This is a genomic window from Gemmatimonas sp. (genome assembly GCF_044376735.1).
Classification (GTDB): Bacteria; Gemmatimonadota; Gemmatimonadetes; order Gemmatimonadales; family Gemmatimonadaceae; genus Gemmatimonas.
In genome coordinates, this window is sequence record NZ_JBILKJ010000008.1 from 1 (window position 1) to 17,291 (window position 17,291).

The window sequence follows — 17,291 nt, forward strand, 5'->3', positions numbered from 1 at the left end:
TGGCTCCCCTTCTTGCCGAAGACGGGAATCCAGAAGAGCACCAAGCCGATGGCGCCGGTGGTGACATGCACGATCAGGAACGATTTGAACGGCCACATGCGCTGCGACGTCTCCCTCGGGAACCGGGCCAGGGTTGGCGGGACCACCTCTCGTTCCGGCCTCTGCCGGGCAGCCTCTAGGGTACGCCGCGGCTCTCGGCGACGCCAGCGTAAAGATTCTCCGCCCGTCTGCCGCCCGCATCAACCGGGCGCAGTTTTTCGCCCTCGCTGCCGACACTTATTGGACGAGTATTTCCCGGCTTCCCATCGGAAGACGGCCCGCTTCGCTTGACCCTGCGTGCCCAAGCGAGTTAACTGTATGTAGGTGGGTGGCTTGTCTCGCCACCTGCCGTCATCGATTGCCCACTGGTCCGGACCGACATGTCCCACGACAAGCATCTCCGCTGCTCCTTCTGCGGCAAGTCCAAGGACGCCGTCCGAAAGTTCATTTCGGGCCCGTCGGTCTATATCTGCAACGAGTGCATCGCGCTCTGCAATGAGATCCTGGCCGAGGACGAGGAGCGGGAAGTCGCCGAAGCGATCACCCAGGTACCGACGCCCCGGGAGATCAAGCACACCCTCGATCAGTACGTGATCGGGCAGGAAAACGCGAAGAAGGCGCTCGCGGTGGCGGTGTACAACCACTACAAGCGCATCAACGCGGCGGGGAATGCGCGTGAGGATGACGTCGAGCTCGACAAGTCCAACATCCTGCTCATCGGCCCGACCGGTACCGGCAAGACGCTGCTCGCGCAGACGCTCGCCCGCATCCTCGATGTGCCCTTCACGATCGCCGATGCGACCACGCTCACCGAAGCGGGCTACGTCGGTGAAGATGTCGAGAACATCCTCGTGCGGCTGTTGCAGGCTGGCGACTTCAACGTCGCCGAGTGCGAGCGCGGGATCGTCTACATCGACGAAATCGACAAGATCGCGCGCAAGTCGGAGAACCCCAGCATCACGCGCGACGTCTCGGGCGAAGGCGTGCAACAGGCGCTCCTCAAGATTCTCGAAGGCACCGTGGCCAGCGTGCCGCCACAGGGTGGCCGCAAGCACCCGCAGCAGGAATACATCCAGATCAACACCAAGGATATCCTGTTCATCTGCGGAGGCGCCTTCGACGGCCTCGAGAAGATCATCGAGGCCCGTACCGGACGTCGCCAGCTCGGCTTCGACTCCAAGAAGGACGACGGGAAGGTGGTCTCCATCAAGCAGACCACGCCAAAAACGCCGTTTGCCGAAGTCGAGCCCGATGACCTGCTCCGCTTCGGCATCATTCCGGAACTCGTCGGACGCCTGCCGGTGTGCGTGCCGCTCGAAGCGCTCGACGAAGACGCGCTGGTCCAGATCCTCAAGGAGCCGAAGAACGCGCTCACCAAGCAGTATCAGCGTCTGTTTGGGCTCGAGGATGTGAAGATCACCTTCGAGGAGTCCGCCCTGCGTGCGGTGGCCAGCAAGGCACTGCGGCGTGGCACCGGCGCGCGCGGCCTGCGTGCCATCCTCGAAGAAACGTTGCAGGACACGATGTTCGACCTGCCCACCCGGGATGATGTGGTCGAAGTTCGCGTCACGGAAGCCGCCGTGTTGCACGGCGGTCCACCGCTCCTCGAAATCGCGCCGAAGCGGCAGAAGAAGGAAGCCTGAGCACGCCCCGCACTTCAAGGACCGGCAGCCAACGGCTGCCGGTCCTTCCACTTCGCGACGTGGTGTTGTTCCCCCATGTCGCCATGCCCCTCCTGATCGGACGCGAGGGGTCGCTCGCTGCCGTACGCGCGGCGACCGATGGCACACAGGAGCTGCTGCTGGTGACGCAGCGTGACGCCGACGTCCATGCACCCGGCTCGTCCGACCTGCATCGCGTCGGGGTGCTCGCCCGCTTGCAGCAGGTTACGCGACTCGCCGGTGGCACCACCAAGATTCTGGTGGAAGCCGTCTCGCGGGTCCGGGTGCAACGCTATACCGCGTCGCGCACCAGCGCCCTGCTCGAGGCGCGCGTCACGCCGTGGCCGTTGCTTTCGGCGACGACTCCGGCGCCGCCGCGCGATCAGGCGCACGCCACGCTGCGGCACGCCCTCACGATGTTCGAGGAGTACGCGGGCCTGCAGCGGCGGTTGCCGGCAGAAGTCGTCGGACTGCTCCAGGCCCTCGACGACGAGCCGCGCATTGCCTTCGGCATCGCCGCCCACCTGCAAGTCCCCATCGATCAGCGCCAGCGCCTGCTCGAAGCCCCGGCGCTGGCCGATCTGGCGTCGCAACTCGTCACGATCCTTGGCAGCGAACTCGAGCTGCTCAAGCTCGAGAAGAAGCTCGACGAGCAGGTGCGCGGGTCGCTGTTTCAGAATCAGCGCGAATTCTTCCTGCAGGAACAGCTGCGCGCGATTCACAAGGAACTCGGGCAGGACGACGGCGACGAGTTCGACGAGCTCGCCAAGCAGGTGGCCGACCGCGGCTTGCCGCCGATGGTGGCGACGCGGGCGCATCGCGAACTGCGAAAGCTGAAGCGCGCGTCACCGATGTCCCCCGATGCCACGGTGACGCGCGGCTGGCTCGACTGGGCGCTCAACCTGCCGTGGACGGTACGTTCCGACGATACCATCGATCTCGACCACGCCCGCGCGGTGCTCGAAGCCGATCACTACGGGCTCGAGGAAGTCAAGGAACGCATTCTCGACTACATCGCCGTGCTCGGTCGCGTCGGCCATCTGCCCGGCCCGATCCTCTGTCTGGTGGGCCCGCCAGGCGTCGGGAAGACGTCGCTCGGCAAGTCCATCGCGCACGCCCTTGGCCGCAAGTTCGTGCGGATGGCGCTTGGCGGCGTGCGCGACGAAGCTGAGATTCGCGGACACCGACGGACGTACATCGGCGCCCTGCCCGGGCGGATCATTCAGGCGATGCGTCGCGCGGAAACGATCAACCCGGTGATTCTGCTCGACGAAGTCGACAAGCTTGGCAGCGACTGGCGCGGGGATCCGGCGGCGGCGCTCCTCGAGGTCCTCGATCCCGAACAGCATCACGCGTTCAACGATCACTTCCTCGAAGTCGACTACGATCTGTCGCAGGTGCTCTTCCTGACGACCGCGAATTCGTTAGCCTCCATTCCCGAGGCCCTGCGCGACCGCATGGAGATCATCCGCCTGCCGGGCTATCTCGAGCCGGAGAAGCTCACGATTGCGCGGCGGTTCCTGCTCCCCCGACAGTTGTCGGCGCACGGCATTCCGCCCGAACAGGTCACGCTCGACCCGCACGTGCTGTCGGCGCTGATCCGTGGGTGGACACGCGAAGCGGGCGTGCGCGATCTCGACCGGCGCATCGCGCGCCTGGCGCGCAAGCTCGCGCGACGCGCGCTCGCGCCAGACGCGACGGTGGTCATCACCAAGGACGAGTTGCCGTCGATGCTGGGCCCGGCCCCGCACGATGAGCAGGAGAGCGGCCTGCGCGATCAGGTCGGGGTGGCGTCGGGACTCGCCTACACCCACGTGGGCGGCGAACTCCTCGAGATCGAAGTCAGTGTCGTTCCCGGCCGCGGACGCCTGCAGCTGACCGGTACCCTGGGCGATGTGATCAAGGAATCGGCGGCGGCCGCACTCAGCTATGTGCGCTCACGCGCTCATGCGATGGGACTTCCGGCCGATTTTCATCGCACGCGCGACATCCATGTGCACTTGCCCGCCGGCGCCACGCCGAAGGACGGACCGTCGGCCGGCATCGCGCTGGCCACCGCGCTGACCAGCGCACTCACGGGAATCCCGGTGCGGGGCGATGTCGCCATGACGGGCGAAATCACGCTCCGTGGGCGTGTGTTGCCCATCGGCGGCGTGCGCGAGAAGGGCGTGGCGGCGCACCGTCACCACATTTCGCACGTGATCGTCCCGCAGGGGAACGCCAAGGATCTGGCAGAGCTACCCGACGATGTCCGGAACGAAGTCACGTGGCATCCCGTGCGTACCATGGACGAAGTGCTCGCGCTGGCCCTGCGTTCTCCCCTGCCCGACGTGAGTGATGCGATGGTGATGGATTCCGAGATGGAGCGCCCCACGTGAGCGACGCGTCGCCGCCGATCGGCGCGCTGGATGCGCCGGTGGTGGTGCCTCGCATCGACCCGTTGGTGATCAAGAGCCTCGAGTATCTCGGGCCGATGGCCAAGCAGGGAGGATGGCGTCCCGACCCCGACCTGCCGGAGATCGCCTTCGCCGGCCGCTCCAACGTGGGCAAGTCGTCGCTGCTGAACCGGCTCATGCGACGCAAGTCGTTCGCGCGCGTCAGCAACACGCCCGGTCGCACGCGCGAGATCCACTTCTTCAACGTCAACAAGCTCTTCTGCCTGGCCGACCTGCCGGGGTACGGCTATGCGAAGATCTCGAAGGCACGCAAGGCCGAGTGGCGTCCGCTGATCGAGGGGTATCTGACGGACAGTCCGGTGTTGCGCGGCGTGGTGCAGCTACTCGATGTGCGCCATGATCCTACCGAGGACGACCTGACGATGCTCGACTTCCTCGCCGATCTTGGTGTGCCCACGATCTTCGCCGTCACCAAGATCGACAAGCTGCGGACGCGCGAAGTGACACCGCGCCTCGAGACGCTGTCCAAGTTCCTCGGGTTGGACATCGATCAGATCGTGCCGTTCAGCGCGACCACGGGTCAGGGTCGCGATGAACTGGCGTCGGCCTTGATCGACTTGCTGGCGCTTCCCGACTGGAAGCTTCCGGATCCGTTGGAGGACTCCCCCAACGATGGGCCAGACGGGCCCTCCGGCGACCTCTCTGCGCGCGAGGACACCTGACGTGAAGGTGGCGCCCACACTCCCCCTGATGGCCGTCGTGGTGAGCGTGCTCACCGCCTGTGCCTCGACCTCGACGATCGTCGCGCAGGGACCGCCTCCCATGCCGCCGGCCGGCCAGTCGGGCACGCCGGCGGACACGCTCGACCCGAACTGGATTCCCGCCGGGTTCGGCACGCTGCGTCAGGACGATATCGCGCTCAAGGTGTCGCCGGCGAACGGCCTGCAGGTGCGCGCCATCCCGCTCGATGAGCGGATCATCCGGCTGCTCTCCCCCGATTCGTACCGGTCGCTGCGCGAGCTCGTGACCAGCAAGGACCGGGAGCTGCTGGCCGTGAAGGAGCGGAACCGTCTGCCGAGCTATTCGATCTGGTACGTGAGCTTCTTTGCGCAGGAGCAAGGCGAAACACGCTTCTCGCCGCAGGAGTTCATCATCAGCAACACCGGTCGCGACTTCCGTCCACTCGACATGTTGCCGATCACGCCGGGCTTCGGTCAGTACCGCCTCAAGCAGCGCGAAGTGCAATCGGCGCTGCTCATTTTCGATGGGCAGGTCGACGTCAATCAGCCAATTTCCGCGCTCATGGAGAGCACCCCGAGCGTGACCGACTGGAATCGCGTGATCCAGCGGATCGAGCGCGAGCGGTCGCTGGTCCGTTCGCGCGCCGCCGCCGCTCAGAAACCGCCAGCCTGACGCCGGACGTCCGTCAGGCGTCGGGGATGCGCAGCACGTCTTCCACGGCGCCGGCGTCACCATCGCGCAACAGGTGGATCGCATAGCGGACGGCCTCGTGTTCCCGCGGCCACGCCAGCTGCGTGATGGCCGCCGTGGGCGTGCGCCACGCGGTGGCGTCGTGCTCGTCGCTCAGCATGACCACGCTGGCGTGCTCCACGACGGCGGCGAACACCACGGCCATCTGGATCGTGTTGCGCGGCGTGAGGTAGAACGGGTTGACGGCGAGCGCGTACAGTCGCTGGACGACCAGACCGGTCTCCTCGAGGACCTCACGCCGCGCGGCGTCGGCGGGCAACTCCCCCGGCTCGATGCGGCCGTGCACGAGCTCCCAGGCGCCCGTACACCGCACGCCGACAGCCCGCCGAAGGGTCAACACCCGCCAGCGATCGCGGCGCCCGTGCGGGGCTGGCGCGAGCACGACGACATCGACCACACCCACCGAGATTCGGACGTCGGCCGTCGGGACCGCCGGCTGTGCGGCACGTGAAGAGGTCATGAGCAATGCTACCGCGTCGCTTGCCCTGCAGCGAGCGCGGCGGCGAACTTCCTCGTGATGACTGCTCTCGCTGATTTCCGCGCTCAGGCTGCACCGTGCCGTGCCGCTGGTGGACTCGTCCCCGTGTGGAGCGACTGCCTGCTCGACCTCTGCACGCCCGTCGCCGCGTTCGCGAAGCTACGCCGTGGCCCGTTCGCGTTTCTGCTCGAGTCAGCGCCCGCCGGCGGCGAGTCGTGGGCGCGCTATACGTATCTGGGCACCGAGCCGCGCGGCGCCTGGCGCCTGCGTGATGGCGTGGTCGAGGACTGGGATGCGGTGCGGGGCTGGCATGGCGCGCGCACACCGGCCGATCCGATCGCCGACCTGCGCGATCTCGTGCGCGACATGGCGCCAGTGCCGGCCCCGGAGCTGGGAGCCCTGTGGAGCGGCGCCGTCGGCTTTTTCGCCTACGACGTGGTCCGGCACATCGAGACGCTGCCGAACTCACCGCCGCGCGCGCTGCCCTATCCCGACGCCTGCTTCGTGTTCACGAAGGCCATGGTCGTCATCGACAATTGGCGTGGACAGGCCCGCGTGATCGTATCGGTGCCAGTGCCGGCCGGTGTGTCCGACGAGGCGCTCGACGCGTTGCACGCCGAGGCCGTCCACACGCTGGCCGACATGATCGCCCGGTTGCAGGGGCCCGACGTCCTGCCGCCACTTACGCTGGAGGAATCGGCGCCGGCGGCCACCGCCGAGTCGAATTATCGCCGCGAGGATTTCCTCCGCGACGTGGGGCGCATCAAGGAGTACATCCTGTCGGGCGACGTGTTTCAGGTGTTGCTCGCTCGGCGCATGTCGGTGCCCCTCGACTTCGACACGACCACGCTCTATCGCGCGCTGCGCGCACTCAATCCGTCGCCGTACATGTATCACCTCATGCTCGACGGCATGGAACTGGTTGGCAGCTCGCCCGAGCTACTGGTGCGCGTGTCCGACGGCCGTCTCACGGTACGTCCCATCGCCGGCACACGGCCACGTGGCATGACGGCGGACGAAGATGCGGCGCTCGCGGCCGAATTGCTCGCGGATGAGAAGGAGCGCGCCGAACATGTCATGCTGGTCGATCTCGGCCGCAATGACGTGGGCCGTCTCGCGCGCTACGGGACGGTGCGGGTCACCGATCTCATGACCGTCGAGCGCTACTCGCATGTCTTTCACATCGTGAGTCAGGTAGACGGCGAACTGGCCGATGGCTCAAGCGCGCTCGATGCGTTCCGGGCGGTGTTCCCCGCTGGGACGATGACCGGGGCGCCGAAAGTGCGGGCGATGGAGATCATCGACGAACTCGAACCCGAGCGCCGCGGGGCCTATGCCGGCGCGGTCGGCTTCATCGGCGCCGGCGATACGCGCATGGATCTGGCGATCACGATCCGCACCTGCGTCGTCGCCGGCGGGATCGCATCGGTGCAGGCCGGTGCCGGCATCGTGCACGATTCGGTGCCGGAGAGCGAGTGGGCCGAAACCGAGAACAAGGCCCGCGCGCTGCTCACCGCCATCGGCCGCGCGCGCGCCGCGTCATAGCCATCGTGTCGCTCGTGCTCGTCTCCGCCGGGGTGGTGACATGAGTCCGGCCCCGCGCACCCTCGCCGTCGGCGCCGCCGATGTAACGGGCACGTCGGCCGTCCTCGATGATCTCGCGGAGATCGTACGCGAATACGACACGTTGTACGATTGGGCGGCCGAACAGCCGCAGCCACGCGCGCTCCGCGGTCGCGCACCGGTGTACGTCGCCACGCTCCCGTCCTGCGGTATCCCGGTAGTGGTGCGCCATGGCTGGCACGGCGGCCTGCTGTCGCCGATCACGGCCGACCGCTTTCGCCGTCCGACCCGTGCTCCCGTGGAGATGGCGCAATCAGCCGCTCTGCGCGCCGCCGGCATACCCACCACCGACGTACTCGGCTTCGCCCGCTATCCGGCGTCCTTCGGGCTCTGTCACGTCGACGTCGTGACGCGCTATATCGCGGACGCGGCGGATCTTGGGATGGTGCTGGCCGGACTCGCCCCCTTCGTGGACGACGAGACCGCCTTGGCCTGTACCCTTCGACTGCTCGTCCAGCTGGCCCAGCACGGTGTGCTCCATCCCGATCTCAACGTCAAGAACATTCTGCTGCGCCCCACAACTGATGGCATCGAAGCGCTGATCATCGACGTTGACGTGGTGCGCTGGAACACCGCCCGCTCCCGCAGCGACACCATGCGCGCGAACGTCGCGCGTCTCACCCGATCGGTCCGCAAGTGGCGGACGCACTTCGGCTGCAACGTGACCGATGCGCGCCTCGCGGCGTTCACGGCGGCGGCCGCTGACCTGATGTCCGCCTCCCCTCCCGATGCACGCTAGCGTGACCGCGTCCCGCACGACCCCGCCCCTGCCGCGCGTCGCACTCGATCGCGTCGGTATCGTGATGATGAGTGCGGTGGGCGACGCCGTGCACGTCATGCCGATCATCCACGCCATCAAGGCCCACGCGCCGGCATCGCGCATCACCTGGGTGCTGCAGCCCGGACCGGCCACGCTGGTGCGTGGACATCCCCTGGTCGATGACATCGTGCTGTTCGATCGTGCGAAGGGATGGCGGGGATTTCTGGAAACCCGGCGTGCACTGGCGTCCCGTCGGTTTGACGTGGTGTTGGCACTGCAGGTGTACTTCAAGGCCGGCCTCATCACGGGCTTCACGCACGCGCCGGTCAAGCTGGGGTTCGATCGCGAGCGCGCACGCGACGCCAACTGGCTCTTCACCACGCATCGCATTCCGCCGCACGCGGGCCAGCACGTGCAGGATCAGTACTTCGAATTCCTCGATGCGCTCGATGTCCCGCACGGTACCCCGCAGTGGACGTTGGGTCCGTGGAACGACGAAGAGCGGGCGTGGCAGCGCACCTTCCACGCGCAGTTCGATCGCCCCATTGCCCCCATCGTGGTGGCCACCAGCAAAGAGGCCAAAGACTGGATGCCCGAACGTTGGGCGGCGGTCTGCCATATCCTGTGGAACGACTTCGGGCTGCAGCCGGTACTCGTCGGCGGACGTTCACCGCGCGAAGTGGCCGCCGAAGCGATCATCCTGCGCGATGCACCGATGGCACACTCGGCCCTTGGCAGCGGCCTGCGCCGCCTCGCGGCGATTCTCGACGGGGCGGCCGTCGCGCTCTCCCCAGACACCGGCCCGTTGCATCTGGCCATCGCGCTGCGCACCCCCGTGATCTCGCTGTTGGGGTATACCAACCCGAAGCGCGTCGGCCCGTACGACTTTTCACGCGACCTGATGATCGATGCCTACGGCGATCCCGGCGAGGAGTATCCCGTCGACATGACCTATCGCGAGCACCGGATGGCCCGGATCACGGTGGACGACGTTCGCGCGATGCTGACGCGCTGGCAGGAGCGCTATCGCGCGCCCTGAGCGGCCGTCGTGAGCGGGCCGTACGCGTACGCGAATCCCAGTTCGCGAAGTAGCGCGACCATGCGCCCGAGAGGCAGCCCCATCACCGCGAAGTAGTCACCGTCGATGCGCTCCACGTTGGTCGCGCCAAACCCCTGAATGCCGTAGGCGCCGGCCTTGTCCATCGGTTCGCCGGTGTCCACGTAGGCGGCGATCTGCGCGGCGTCGAGCGTGCGGAAGGTGACCGAGACCGACTCCACACCCGAGCATGTCACTCCGCCGTGCGCGACGGCCACCGCGGTGAACACGGTGTGGGTGCGACCACTCAGGCGCGTGACCATCGCGATCGCCTCTGCCCGGTCGCCGGGCTTGCCCAGAATATCGCCATCGATCACCACGATGGTATCCGAGCCGATCACGACCGCGTCCGGATACTGCACCGCCAGTGTGTGCGCTTTCTCCCGGGCGAGGCGTTCGCAGTGCGGGACTGGCGCCTCGTCGGGGTGCACCGATTCGTCCACATCGGCCGGACGCACCTCATGAGGGATCCCGATCAGCGCCAGCAGTTCGCGCCGACGCGGCGACTGGGACGCGAGGATAACTCGGGGACGGGTTCCCGGAGCAGTCGAGGGAGGAGTGGAGTCGGCCATGCGACTAAGTTTAGGCGACGACATTTCCTCTCGCATCCCAGTCACGCATGTCCGACGAATCGACCCATTTCGAGACGCGTGCCATCCGCACGCAGGTGCCCCGCTCCGCCGAGCGTGAGCATTCCGTGCCGCTGTACCTGACGTCCAGCTTCCGTTTCGACGACGCCGAACATGCGCGCGCGCTGTTCGCCGAGGACGTGCCGGGCAACATCTACAGCCGGTACGCCAATCCGAACACCGACGAGTTCGTACGCAAGCTCTGTTTGCTTGAGGGCGGTGAGGATGGGATCGCCACCGCCTCCGGCATGTCGGCGGTGTTCACGGCGATCGCCGCCCGGGTGTCGTCAGGCGATCACGTGCTGGCGTCGCGTGCGCTCTTCGGGTCGACCCATCAGCTCTTCACGCGCGTCCTGCCCAAGTGGGGCGTCTCGTCGGACTATGCCGATGCGGCCGATCCGACCTCGTGGGAGCGGCTGGTGCGTCCCACGACGAAGTTGATCTTCATCGAGACCCCTTCGAACCCCGGGCTCGAATTGATCGATCTGCGTTGGCTTGGCGACTTCGCGGCCGCCCGCGGTATTCCACTCGTGGTCGACAACTGTTTCGCCACGCCCTACCTACAGCGGCCGCTCGCGCTTGGCGCGAACGTGGTGATCCATTCCGCCACCAAGTACATGGACGGCCAGGGGCGTGCGCTTGGTGGGGCCATTGTCGGCGACGCCTCGTACATCGTCGACTGTCGCTTCTTCGCACGGCATACTGGTCCGGCGATGAGCGCGTTCAATGCGTGGCTCCTGTCGAAGTCGTTGGAAACGCTGGCGGTGCGCATGGATCGTCACTGTTCCACGGCGCTCGCGCTCGCGCAGCATTTCGAGGGGCACCCGGCGTTGTCGGCGGTTCGCTATCCCTTCTTGCCGTCGCATCCGCAACACGATCTGGCGCGTGCGCAGATGTCGCAGGGTGGCGGCATCGTCGTGTTGGAACTGCTGGGCGGTCTCGAGGCCGGACGGCGGTTCCTTGATGCCGTGCAGATGGTCTCGCATTCCGCGAACCTTGGCGATACGCGCACCATCGTGACCCATCCGGCCTCGACCACGCACTCGAAGCTCACGGCAGCCGAGCGTGCCGCCGTCGGCATTTCCGATGGTCTCATTCGCGTAAGCGTCGGTCTCGAGCACATCGCCGATATCACCGCAGACCTTGAACAGGCACTCACCGCCGCGAGTCGCTGAGTTCGTCTCTGCGCTCGATCCGGGCGTGATTCCACCGGCACACCGTGCCACGAAGTGAACTGCTGTGCCGTGTCCGTGACAGCAGCGGCACGGCGATCCGCGGATATCGCCGCACCATCGTGCTCGTCACGGTATTCACGGAAAGGTCGCGTCTGCTGCCGCTCCGCGTCGTGGACGCCACGAAGCGTTGCCGTGCGCGTCAGCGAGTGCCGGAGACCGTCGGTTCGCGTTCGAGCCAGATTGTGACGGGACCGTCATTTATCAGCTCGACGTGCATGTTGGCGCCGAACTCCCCGGTGTGGACCGTGTGGTGGTGCTCGCGCAAAAGCATCACGAATTGGTTATATAGCGGGATAGCGGTTTCCGGGCGGGCAGCATCCACGAAGCTTGGACGTTTCCCCTTGCTGACATCGGCGTACAGCGTAAACTGCGAGACGACGAGGAGCGCGCCGGCGCTCTCGGCCAGATCGTGATTGAGCTTGCCGTCGGTGTCGGCAAACAGGCGAAGGCTGACGATTTTGTTGGCCATCCAGCGGAGTTCCGCATCGGTGTCCGCGTGCGTGAACCCAACTAGGAGCAGATAACCCGCTTCGATACGACCGGCCGTTCTCGATTCCGCGGCGAGATCTGTCGGAAGGATGCGTACCTCGGCCCGGCTGACGCGCTGCAGTAAGACTCTCATAGCGCGACAGTTTGGCACCGCACTCCGATTCTCGGAAGTGCCCAAGAAAAATGTCAATCATGACGACCGTGCAACCACGACTTGCCCTACACTTTGATATAACTCCGCGCTCGGCCGCATCAGACGCCGACGCGGCCTTCTTGGCCGCGTGCGTTGCGTGGCTTGGGCTTGATCAGGGCCAGCAGTTGGGCTGGGACACGCCCTCCAATCATACGCTTGATGGTGGCCGGATTCTCCGGTGGGCTCCGTACCGCAACGGCGGAACGGCGCTGGCCGACATTGTAGTGCACGCGCCCGATCCACTGGATCGCTCGCTGCAGTGGTCCACGCACGTGACGTATGTGGTGACCACGAGCCCGAGCGGCGCGGTTCACCGTCAGGTCAACCTCCGTGTCGGCACCGAGGGCGGCCTCAGCAATGGCTCGCCCCCGCCAGTCCGCCCCCCGCGCCTGCTCGCGGAACTCGACACGCAATTCACGCTGGTCTCAAACGACGGCCCGCTTCAGCGGGTCCCGACACAGCTGGAAGCCGGCACGCTCGATGCCTTCGTGCGGTTCGTGCTCTGCGATCCGGCCCGCACCATGCCGGTGCTGCTCCTCACTGAACTGCCCGACGGCGGCTACGTGCTACCGCCAGAGCAGTTCGCGGCGGAGATGTTCGGCTTGGGCCTCTACTTCATGCTGCGGCACTCCGACACGTTTGCCCTGTCCGATGCCGTGGGCGGTCACGCGCGCAGCGTGTTCCTCGGCTCGGCCCGCGCGTATCTGCCCGGCTTCACCCTCGAGTCCGATCCGTTCCAGCATCCGCTCGTGCTGGCGCGTGCGCTCGCCCTTCCCGGGGAACGTCGCCGGTTGGTGCAGCGACTGGCCGAAGTCTCCGTGCAGCGTCCGTTCTCCGACCCGGCCATCGTGGAAACGCTCCGCGATCAGCGGGCGGCGGCCTACGGCAAGCGCCCGGATGCCACGGAGGCCCTCGCGGCGGCCGAGTCCGGAGTGGAAATGGACAAGGGTCAGCTGATCTCGCTGGTCCGGCAGTACGAGGATGCCGTCCGCGCCGCGGAGGGCGAGCTGTCCCGCACGCGCGAGCGTCTCGTGGAAGCACGCGCACTGCTCGAAGCCGAGCGCGCTACGGCCCGCGCCCTCCGAACGACGCTGGCTGCCCACAAGGAACGCCAGCCGATCTCCAAGCCGGCCAGCGATGCCCCGCAGTCGGTGCTCGAAGCCGTCGAACGCGCGCAGGCACTGTATTCGGATGCGCTTCGCCTGCTACCGTCGGCCTTCACCTCGGCCCGCGAATCTTCGTTCCCCGACCCTGATACGGCGTGGTCGTACCTGAAGGCGCTCGGCGAAGTCGGCCGTCGTCGCCAGGACCGCGCCCTCGGCCGTCCACTCGGCGACGTCTTCACCGATCTCGGTGTCGATTTCTCCGCCGGCCCCGCCGATGGCAGCCGTAAGACGCCGTACATCTTCCGCGATGGCGAGCGCGAGGTCGAGTGCGCCGACCAGCTGCGGAAGGGGGCGAATCCGCTCACGTGTCTGCGGATCTACTTCACGTCGTCGGAAGACGGCGGATTCGTGATCGGCCACGCCGGTCGACAGATCGAGATCGTCGCGCCGCCGGCGCCAACACCACCAGCGGACGAAGTGGAGTAGCCACAGACGAGGAGGCCCACCGCGTGTTCACACGGTGGGCCTTCTTCGTCAGGGGGCCGTTTCGTGGAAGACCACGCTGGTCTCGTGCTGCAAGGCACGTCGGAGGGCCCACGCATCGGAGAAGAGCACGACCACATGGCCCTTGTGGTCGAACAGCTTGAGGCGCCCCTGCCCCGTGGCCACGCGCTCCACATCGGCCTTCGGTCCCGTAATCCAGCGAGGCCAGCGATAGGTCATCTTCTCGAACTTGCACGGCGCCGCGTATTCATGCTCGAGACGGAATGCCATGACATCGAATTGCAGCTGGCCGACCGCGCCCACGATGGGCTGTGAGCCCGCCGAGGTTTCGGCGAAGAACACCTGCGCCGCCCCTTCTTCGGTGAGCTGCCGCAGCCCGCTGTCGAACTGCTTCCGCTTGAGCGGATCGGCGGGAATGGCGCGGGCAAAGTGCTCGGGGGGAAAGCGCGGGATGCCCTGAAACTCCAGCTTCCCGTCACCGCCCAGCGTGTCGCCGATGCGCAGGTTACCGCGGTCCATGATGCCGATCACGTCACCGGGCCACGCTTCTTCGATGCTGACGCGATCGCGCGCCATGAACTGCTGTGGCGCCGCCAGGCGGATCGGTTTTCCACTACGCTGATGCAGCACTTGCATGTTCGCTTCGAAGTGGCCGGACACGATTCGCACGAACGCCACACGATCGCGGTGCTTCGGATCCATGTTCGCCTGGATCTTGAACACGAAGCCGGTGAACTCCGTGCTCTCCGGATCCACGTTGCCGGCGTTCGTTTCACGCGGGCCCGGCGCGGGCGCCAGTTCGAGAAACTCGCGCAGGAAGGGCTCGATGCCGAAGTTCGTGAGGGCGGACCCAAAGAACACGGGTGTGAGCGACCCATCGATCACCCGGTCGTGATCGTAGGTGTGTCCAGCGGCGTCGAGCAGGTCGATATCGGTCATCAGGCGATCGAAGGCGCTCTCTCCCATCGCTTCGATCAGCGCCACGTCGTCGATGCTTACGATGGTGTCGTCGGCCCGCGTTGCACCGCGGTCGCCGCTGCGCTCGAACAAGTGCACTTCGCGCTTGAGGCGATCGTACACGCCCACGAAGACATCGTTGTCGAACACCGGCCACGTGGCCGCGAAGCAGTCGATGCCGAGATCGGCCTCGACATCCTGAATGAGCTTGAGCGGGTCCTCACCGTGCCGGTCGCACTTGTTCACGAGCGTGAAGATCGGCGTGCGCCGCCGCTTGCACACCTCGAACAGCTGCCGCGTGCGCTCTTCCACGCCGCGGCGGTTGTCGAGCAGCATGATGGCACAGTCGGCCGCCACCAACGTACGATAGGTGTCTTCCGAGAAGTCTTCGTGTCCCGGCGTATCGAGCAGATTGAGCTGATACCCTAGGTACTCGAACTGGAGCACGGAGCTGGTCACCGAGATGCCGCGTTCCTGCTCCAGCTTCATCCAGTCGGAGGTGGCGTGCCGCGTGGCACGCCGCGCCTTCACCGAGCCGGCCAGGTGGATGGCGCCACCGTACAGGAGCAGCTTTTCCGTCAGCGTGGTCTTGCCGGCGTCAGGGTGCGAAATGATCGCAAACGTCCGGCGACGGGCGATTTCGTGCGCGAGGCGTTCGGCGGCGATTTCGGGGGAGACAGCGTCAGTCATCCCGAAAGCTAAGCGCTCCCCTGGGGGATCCGAAACGGCCACGCGGTCCGCACCATGATTGTTGGTGCGAACCGCGTGCGTCCGGCCGGGACGGCGGCTGGTGCCTACTCCACCGTCACCGACTTGGCGAGGTTACGCGGCTGGTCCACGTTGCATCCGCGCTTGACCGCGATGTAGTACGCCAGCAGTTGCAACGGCACGCTCGCGAGAATCGGCGTGAGCAGGTCTACCGTTTCGGGGATCCGGAACTCGTAATCGAGCTTGCCGGCCAGCGAGGGCTCGTCGCGCGTGGTGATCGCGATGATCTTGCCCTTGCGCGCCTTCACCTCCTGAATGTTCGACGTGATCTTGTCGAACACGGCATCGTGCGGGGCAATGCACACCACCGGCATCATCTCGTCGATGAGGGCGATGGGACCGTGCTTCATCTCCGCGGCCGGATAGCCTTCGGCGTGGATGTACGAGATTTCCTTGAGCTTGAGCGCGCCTTCGAGTGCCGCCGGGAAGTTGTAGCCACGGCCGAGATACAGGAAATTCGACGCGCGCTTGAACTCTTCCGCGAGTTCTTCGATTTCGGGCGCACGGTCCAGAATCGACTGAATCTGCGCCGGCAGGTTGGCCAGCGCCTGCGCGATCTCGCGACCGCGCGCCACGCTGAGATTCTTGAGGCGCGCGAGCTTGAGCGTGAACAGCGCCAGCGCCACCACCTGGCTGGTGAACGCCTTGGTCGAAGCGACGCCGATCTCGGGGCCGGCGTGCAGGTAGATCCCACCGTCGTCCTCACGCGCGATCGTGGAGCCGACCACATTCACCAGTCCGAGGGTACGGGCACCCCGCCGCTTGGCTTCGCGCATGGCAGCAAGCGTGTCGGCCGTTTCACCCGACTGCGAGATCACGATGCAGAGCGTGGCAGGCGTGACGATCGGATTGCGATAGCGGAACTCCGAGGCGTACTCGACTTCCACGGGAATGCGGCACAACTCTTCGATCATCATTTCGCCGATGAGCGCCGAGTGCCAGCTCGTACCGCAGGCGGTGATGATGATGTTGTCGATATTGAGCAGGTCTTCTTTCGAGATGTTCAGACCACCGAGCTTGGAGAAGCCTTCCTCGAGAATGAGGCGGCCCCGCATGGTGTTCTCCACCGTGGTCGGCTGCTCGAAGATCTCCTTCAGCATGAAATGCGGATAGCCGCCGCGCTCGATCTGCTGCAGGTCCCAATCAATGCGCGTGACCGGCTTGTCGCGAATGGCCGAGTCGAGGTCGAGCACCTTGTAGCCATCGCGCGTCACGACGGCGATATCACCGTCATCGAGATAGACCACGTTGCGCGTGTGGGCCAGGATTGCCGACGCGTCGGAGGCCACGAAGTACTCGCCATCGCCGATGCCGATCAGCAGCGGACTGCCTTTGCGGGCGGCCACGATCTTGTCTTTCTCGTCGCTCGTAATGGCCGCGAGGCCGTACGTGCCGTCGCACTGGCGCAGCGCTTCGATCACCGCCGCTTCGAGATTCCCGGCGTAGGCCACCTCGATGAGGTGGGCGAGCACTTCGGTGTCGGTGTCCGATTGGAAGACGTAACCGCGCGCTTCCAGCCCCGCCTTGAGGGCGGTGGCATTCTCGATGATGCCGTTGTGCACCACCGCGATCTTGCCGTTCTGGCTGGCATGCGGGTGCGCATTCCGCTCTGTGGGCGGTCCGTGTGTGGCCCATCGGGTATGCGCGATACCCATGGTACCCTGCGGCGGATCGCTGGCGATGACGGCCTCGAGCCGGGAGATCTTGCCGGCGGCCCGACGCGTTTCTACGCCCGTGCCGTTCATGATGGCCACGCCCGCCGAGTCGTACCCACGGTATTCGAGCCGCTTCAGCCCTTCGAGCAGCAGGGGAGGGGCGATCCGGTTACCAACGTAGCCGACGATTCCGCACATGGTTGTTCGAGGT

14 protein-coding genes are annotated in these 17,291 nt (G+C 66.1%); 9 read left to right on the plus strand and 5 right to left on the minus strand.

From position 1 onward, the window contains the following. Positions 1–419 precede the first annotated feature (419 nt). Genes clpX through ACIRA7_RS02185 form a run of 4 tightly spaced genes read left to right on the plus strand, consistent with a single transcriptional unit; the run spans position 420 to position 5,509 of the window. A complete protein-coding gene (gene clpX, locus ACIRA7_RS02170) occupies positions 420–1,682 on the plus strand; it encodes an ATP-dependent Clp protease ATP-binding subunit ClpX (protein WP_396219153.1) in 1,263 nt (420 codons plus the stop codon). A gap of 35 nt (positions 1,683–1,717) precedes the next feature. Then, complete coding sequence (lon, locus tag ACIRA7_RS02175; RefSeq protein ID WP_396219212.1) at positions 1,718–4,078, plus strand: endopeptidase La; 2,361 nt, start codon at positions 1,718–1,720, stop codon at positions 4,076–4,078. Beyond that, on the plus strand, positions 4,075–4,818 hold the full coding sequence (yihA, locus tag ACIRA7_RS02180) for a ribosome biogenesis GTP-binding protein YihA/YsxC (protein ID WP_396219154.1): 744 nt from the start codon (positions 4,075–4,077) through the stop codon (positions 4,816–4,818). The genes lon and yihA overlap by 4 nt, the downstream gene beginning before the upstream one ends. Before the next feature lies 1 nt (position 4,819). Beyond that, positions 4,820–5,509, plus strand: coding sequence for a hypothetical protein (locus tag ACIRA7_RS02185; protein WP_396219155.1), 690 nt, complete (start codon positions 4,820–4,822; stop codon positions 5,507–5,509). 13 nt (positions 5,510–5,522) lie between these two features. On the opposite strand, the gene ACIRA7_RS02190 is transcribed toward ACIRA7_RS02185, so the two are convergent. Then, on the minus strand, positions 5,523–6,047 hold the full coding sequence (locus ACIRA7_RS02190) for an NUDIX domain-containing protein (RefSeq protein ID WP_396219156.1): 525 nt from the start codon (positions 6,045–6,047) through the stop codon (positions 5,523–5,525). Positions 6,048–6,104: 57 nt separating this feature from the next. On the opposite strand from ACIRA7_RS02190, the gene ACIRA7_RS02195 reads away from it, so the two are divergent. From ACIRA7_RS02195 to ACIRA7_RS02205, 3 genes are read left to right on the plus strand one after another with little or no spacing between them, the layout of a single operon-like run. Continuing rightward, the gene (locus ACIRA7_RS02195) at positions 6,105–7,610 is read left to right on the plus strand and encodes an anthranilate synthase component I family protein (protein ID WP_396219157.1); all 1,506 of its coding nucleotides are present in this window, start codon (positions 6,105–6,107) and stop codon (positions 7,608–7,610) included. 40 nt (positions 7,611–7,650) lie between these two features. Beyond that, entirely contained in the window at positions 7,651–8,427 is a 777-nt protein-coding gene (locus tag ACIRA7_RS02200; RefSeq protein WP_396219158.1) for a lipopolysaccharide kinase InaA family protein, read from the plus strand. Position 8,428: 1 nt separating this feature from the next. Further along, positions 8,429–9,487 carry a glycosyltransferase family 9 protein gene (locus tag ACIRA7_RS02205; protein ID WP_396219159.1) on the plus strand — a complete coding sequence of 353 codons (1,059 nt, stop codon included), beginning with the start codon at positions 8,429–8,431 and terminating at the stop codon, positions 9,485–9,487. Here the strand turns inward: ACIRA7_RS02205 and ACIRA7_RS02210 are convergent. Then, a complete protein-coding gene (locus ACIRA7_RS02210; RefSeq protein WP_396219160.1) occupies positions 9,472–10,116 on the minus strand; it encodes a Maf family protein in 645 nt (214 codons plus the stop codon). The genes ACIRA7_RS02205 and ACIRA7_RS02210 overlap by 16 nt on opposite strands. 47 nt (positions 10,117–10,163) lie before the next feature. On the opposite strand from ACIRA7_RS02210, the gene ACIRA7_RS02215 reads away from it, so the two are divergent. Next, positions 10,164–11,348, plus strand: coding sequence for a trans-sulfuration enzyme family protein (locus ACIRA7_RS02215; RefSeq protein ID WP_396219161.1), 1,185 nt, complete (start codon positions 10,164–10,166; stop codon positions 11,346–11,348). A gap of 199 nt (positions 11,349–11,547) precedes the next feature. Here the strand turns inward: ACIRA7_RS02215 and dtd are convergent, their stop codons facing one another. Next, the gene (gene dtd, locus ACIRA7_RS02220) at positions 11,548–12,030 is read right to left on the minus strand and encodes a D-aminoacyl-tRNA deacylase (RefSeq protein ID WP_396219162.1); all 483 of its coding nucleotides are present in this window, start codon (positions 12,028–12,030) and stop codon (positions 11,548–11,550) included. 140 nt (positions 12,031–12,170) lie between these two features. Here dtd and ACIRA7_RS02225 point away from each other — a divergent pair, with 140 nt between their 5' ends. Then, entirely contained in the window at positions 12,171–13,682 is a 1,512-nt protein-coding gene (locus tag ACIRA7_RS02225; protein ID WP_396219163.1) for a hypothetical protein, read from the plus strand. A 48-nt stretch (positions 13,683–13,730) separates the two neighbouring features. Here ACIRA7_RS02225 and ACIRA7_RS02230 read toward each other — a convergent pair whose 3' ends face one another. Then, positions 13,731–15,347, minus strand: coding sequence for a peptide chain release factor 3 (locus ACIRA7_RS02230; RefSeq protein ID WP_396219164.1), 1,617 nt, complete (start codon positions 15,345–15,347; stop codon positions 13,731–13,733). A 104-nt stretch (positions 15,348–15,451) separates the two neighbouring features. Continuing rightward, positions 15,452–17,278: a glutamine--fructose-6-phosphate transaminase (isomerizing) gene (glmS, locus tag ACIRA7_RS02235; RefSeq protein WP_396219165.1), complete on the minus strand. Its 1,827-nt coding sequence runs from the start codon at positions 17,276–17,278 to the stop codon at positions 15,452–15,454. Between the last annotated feature and the right edge of the window lie 13 nt (positions 17,279–17,291).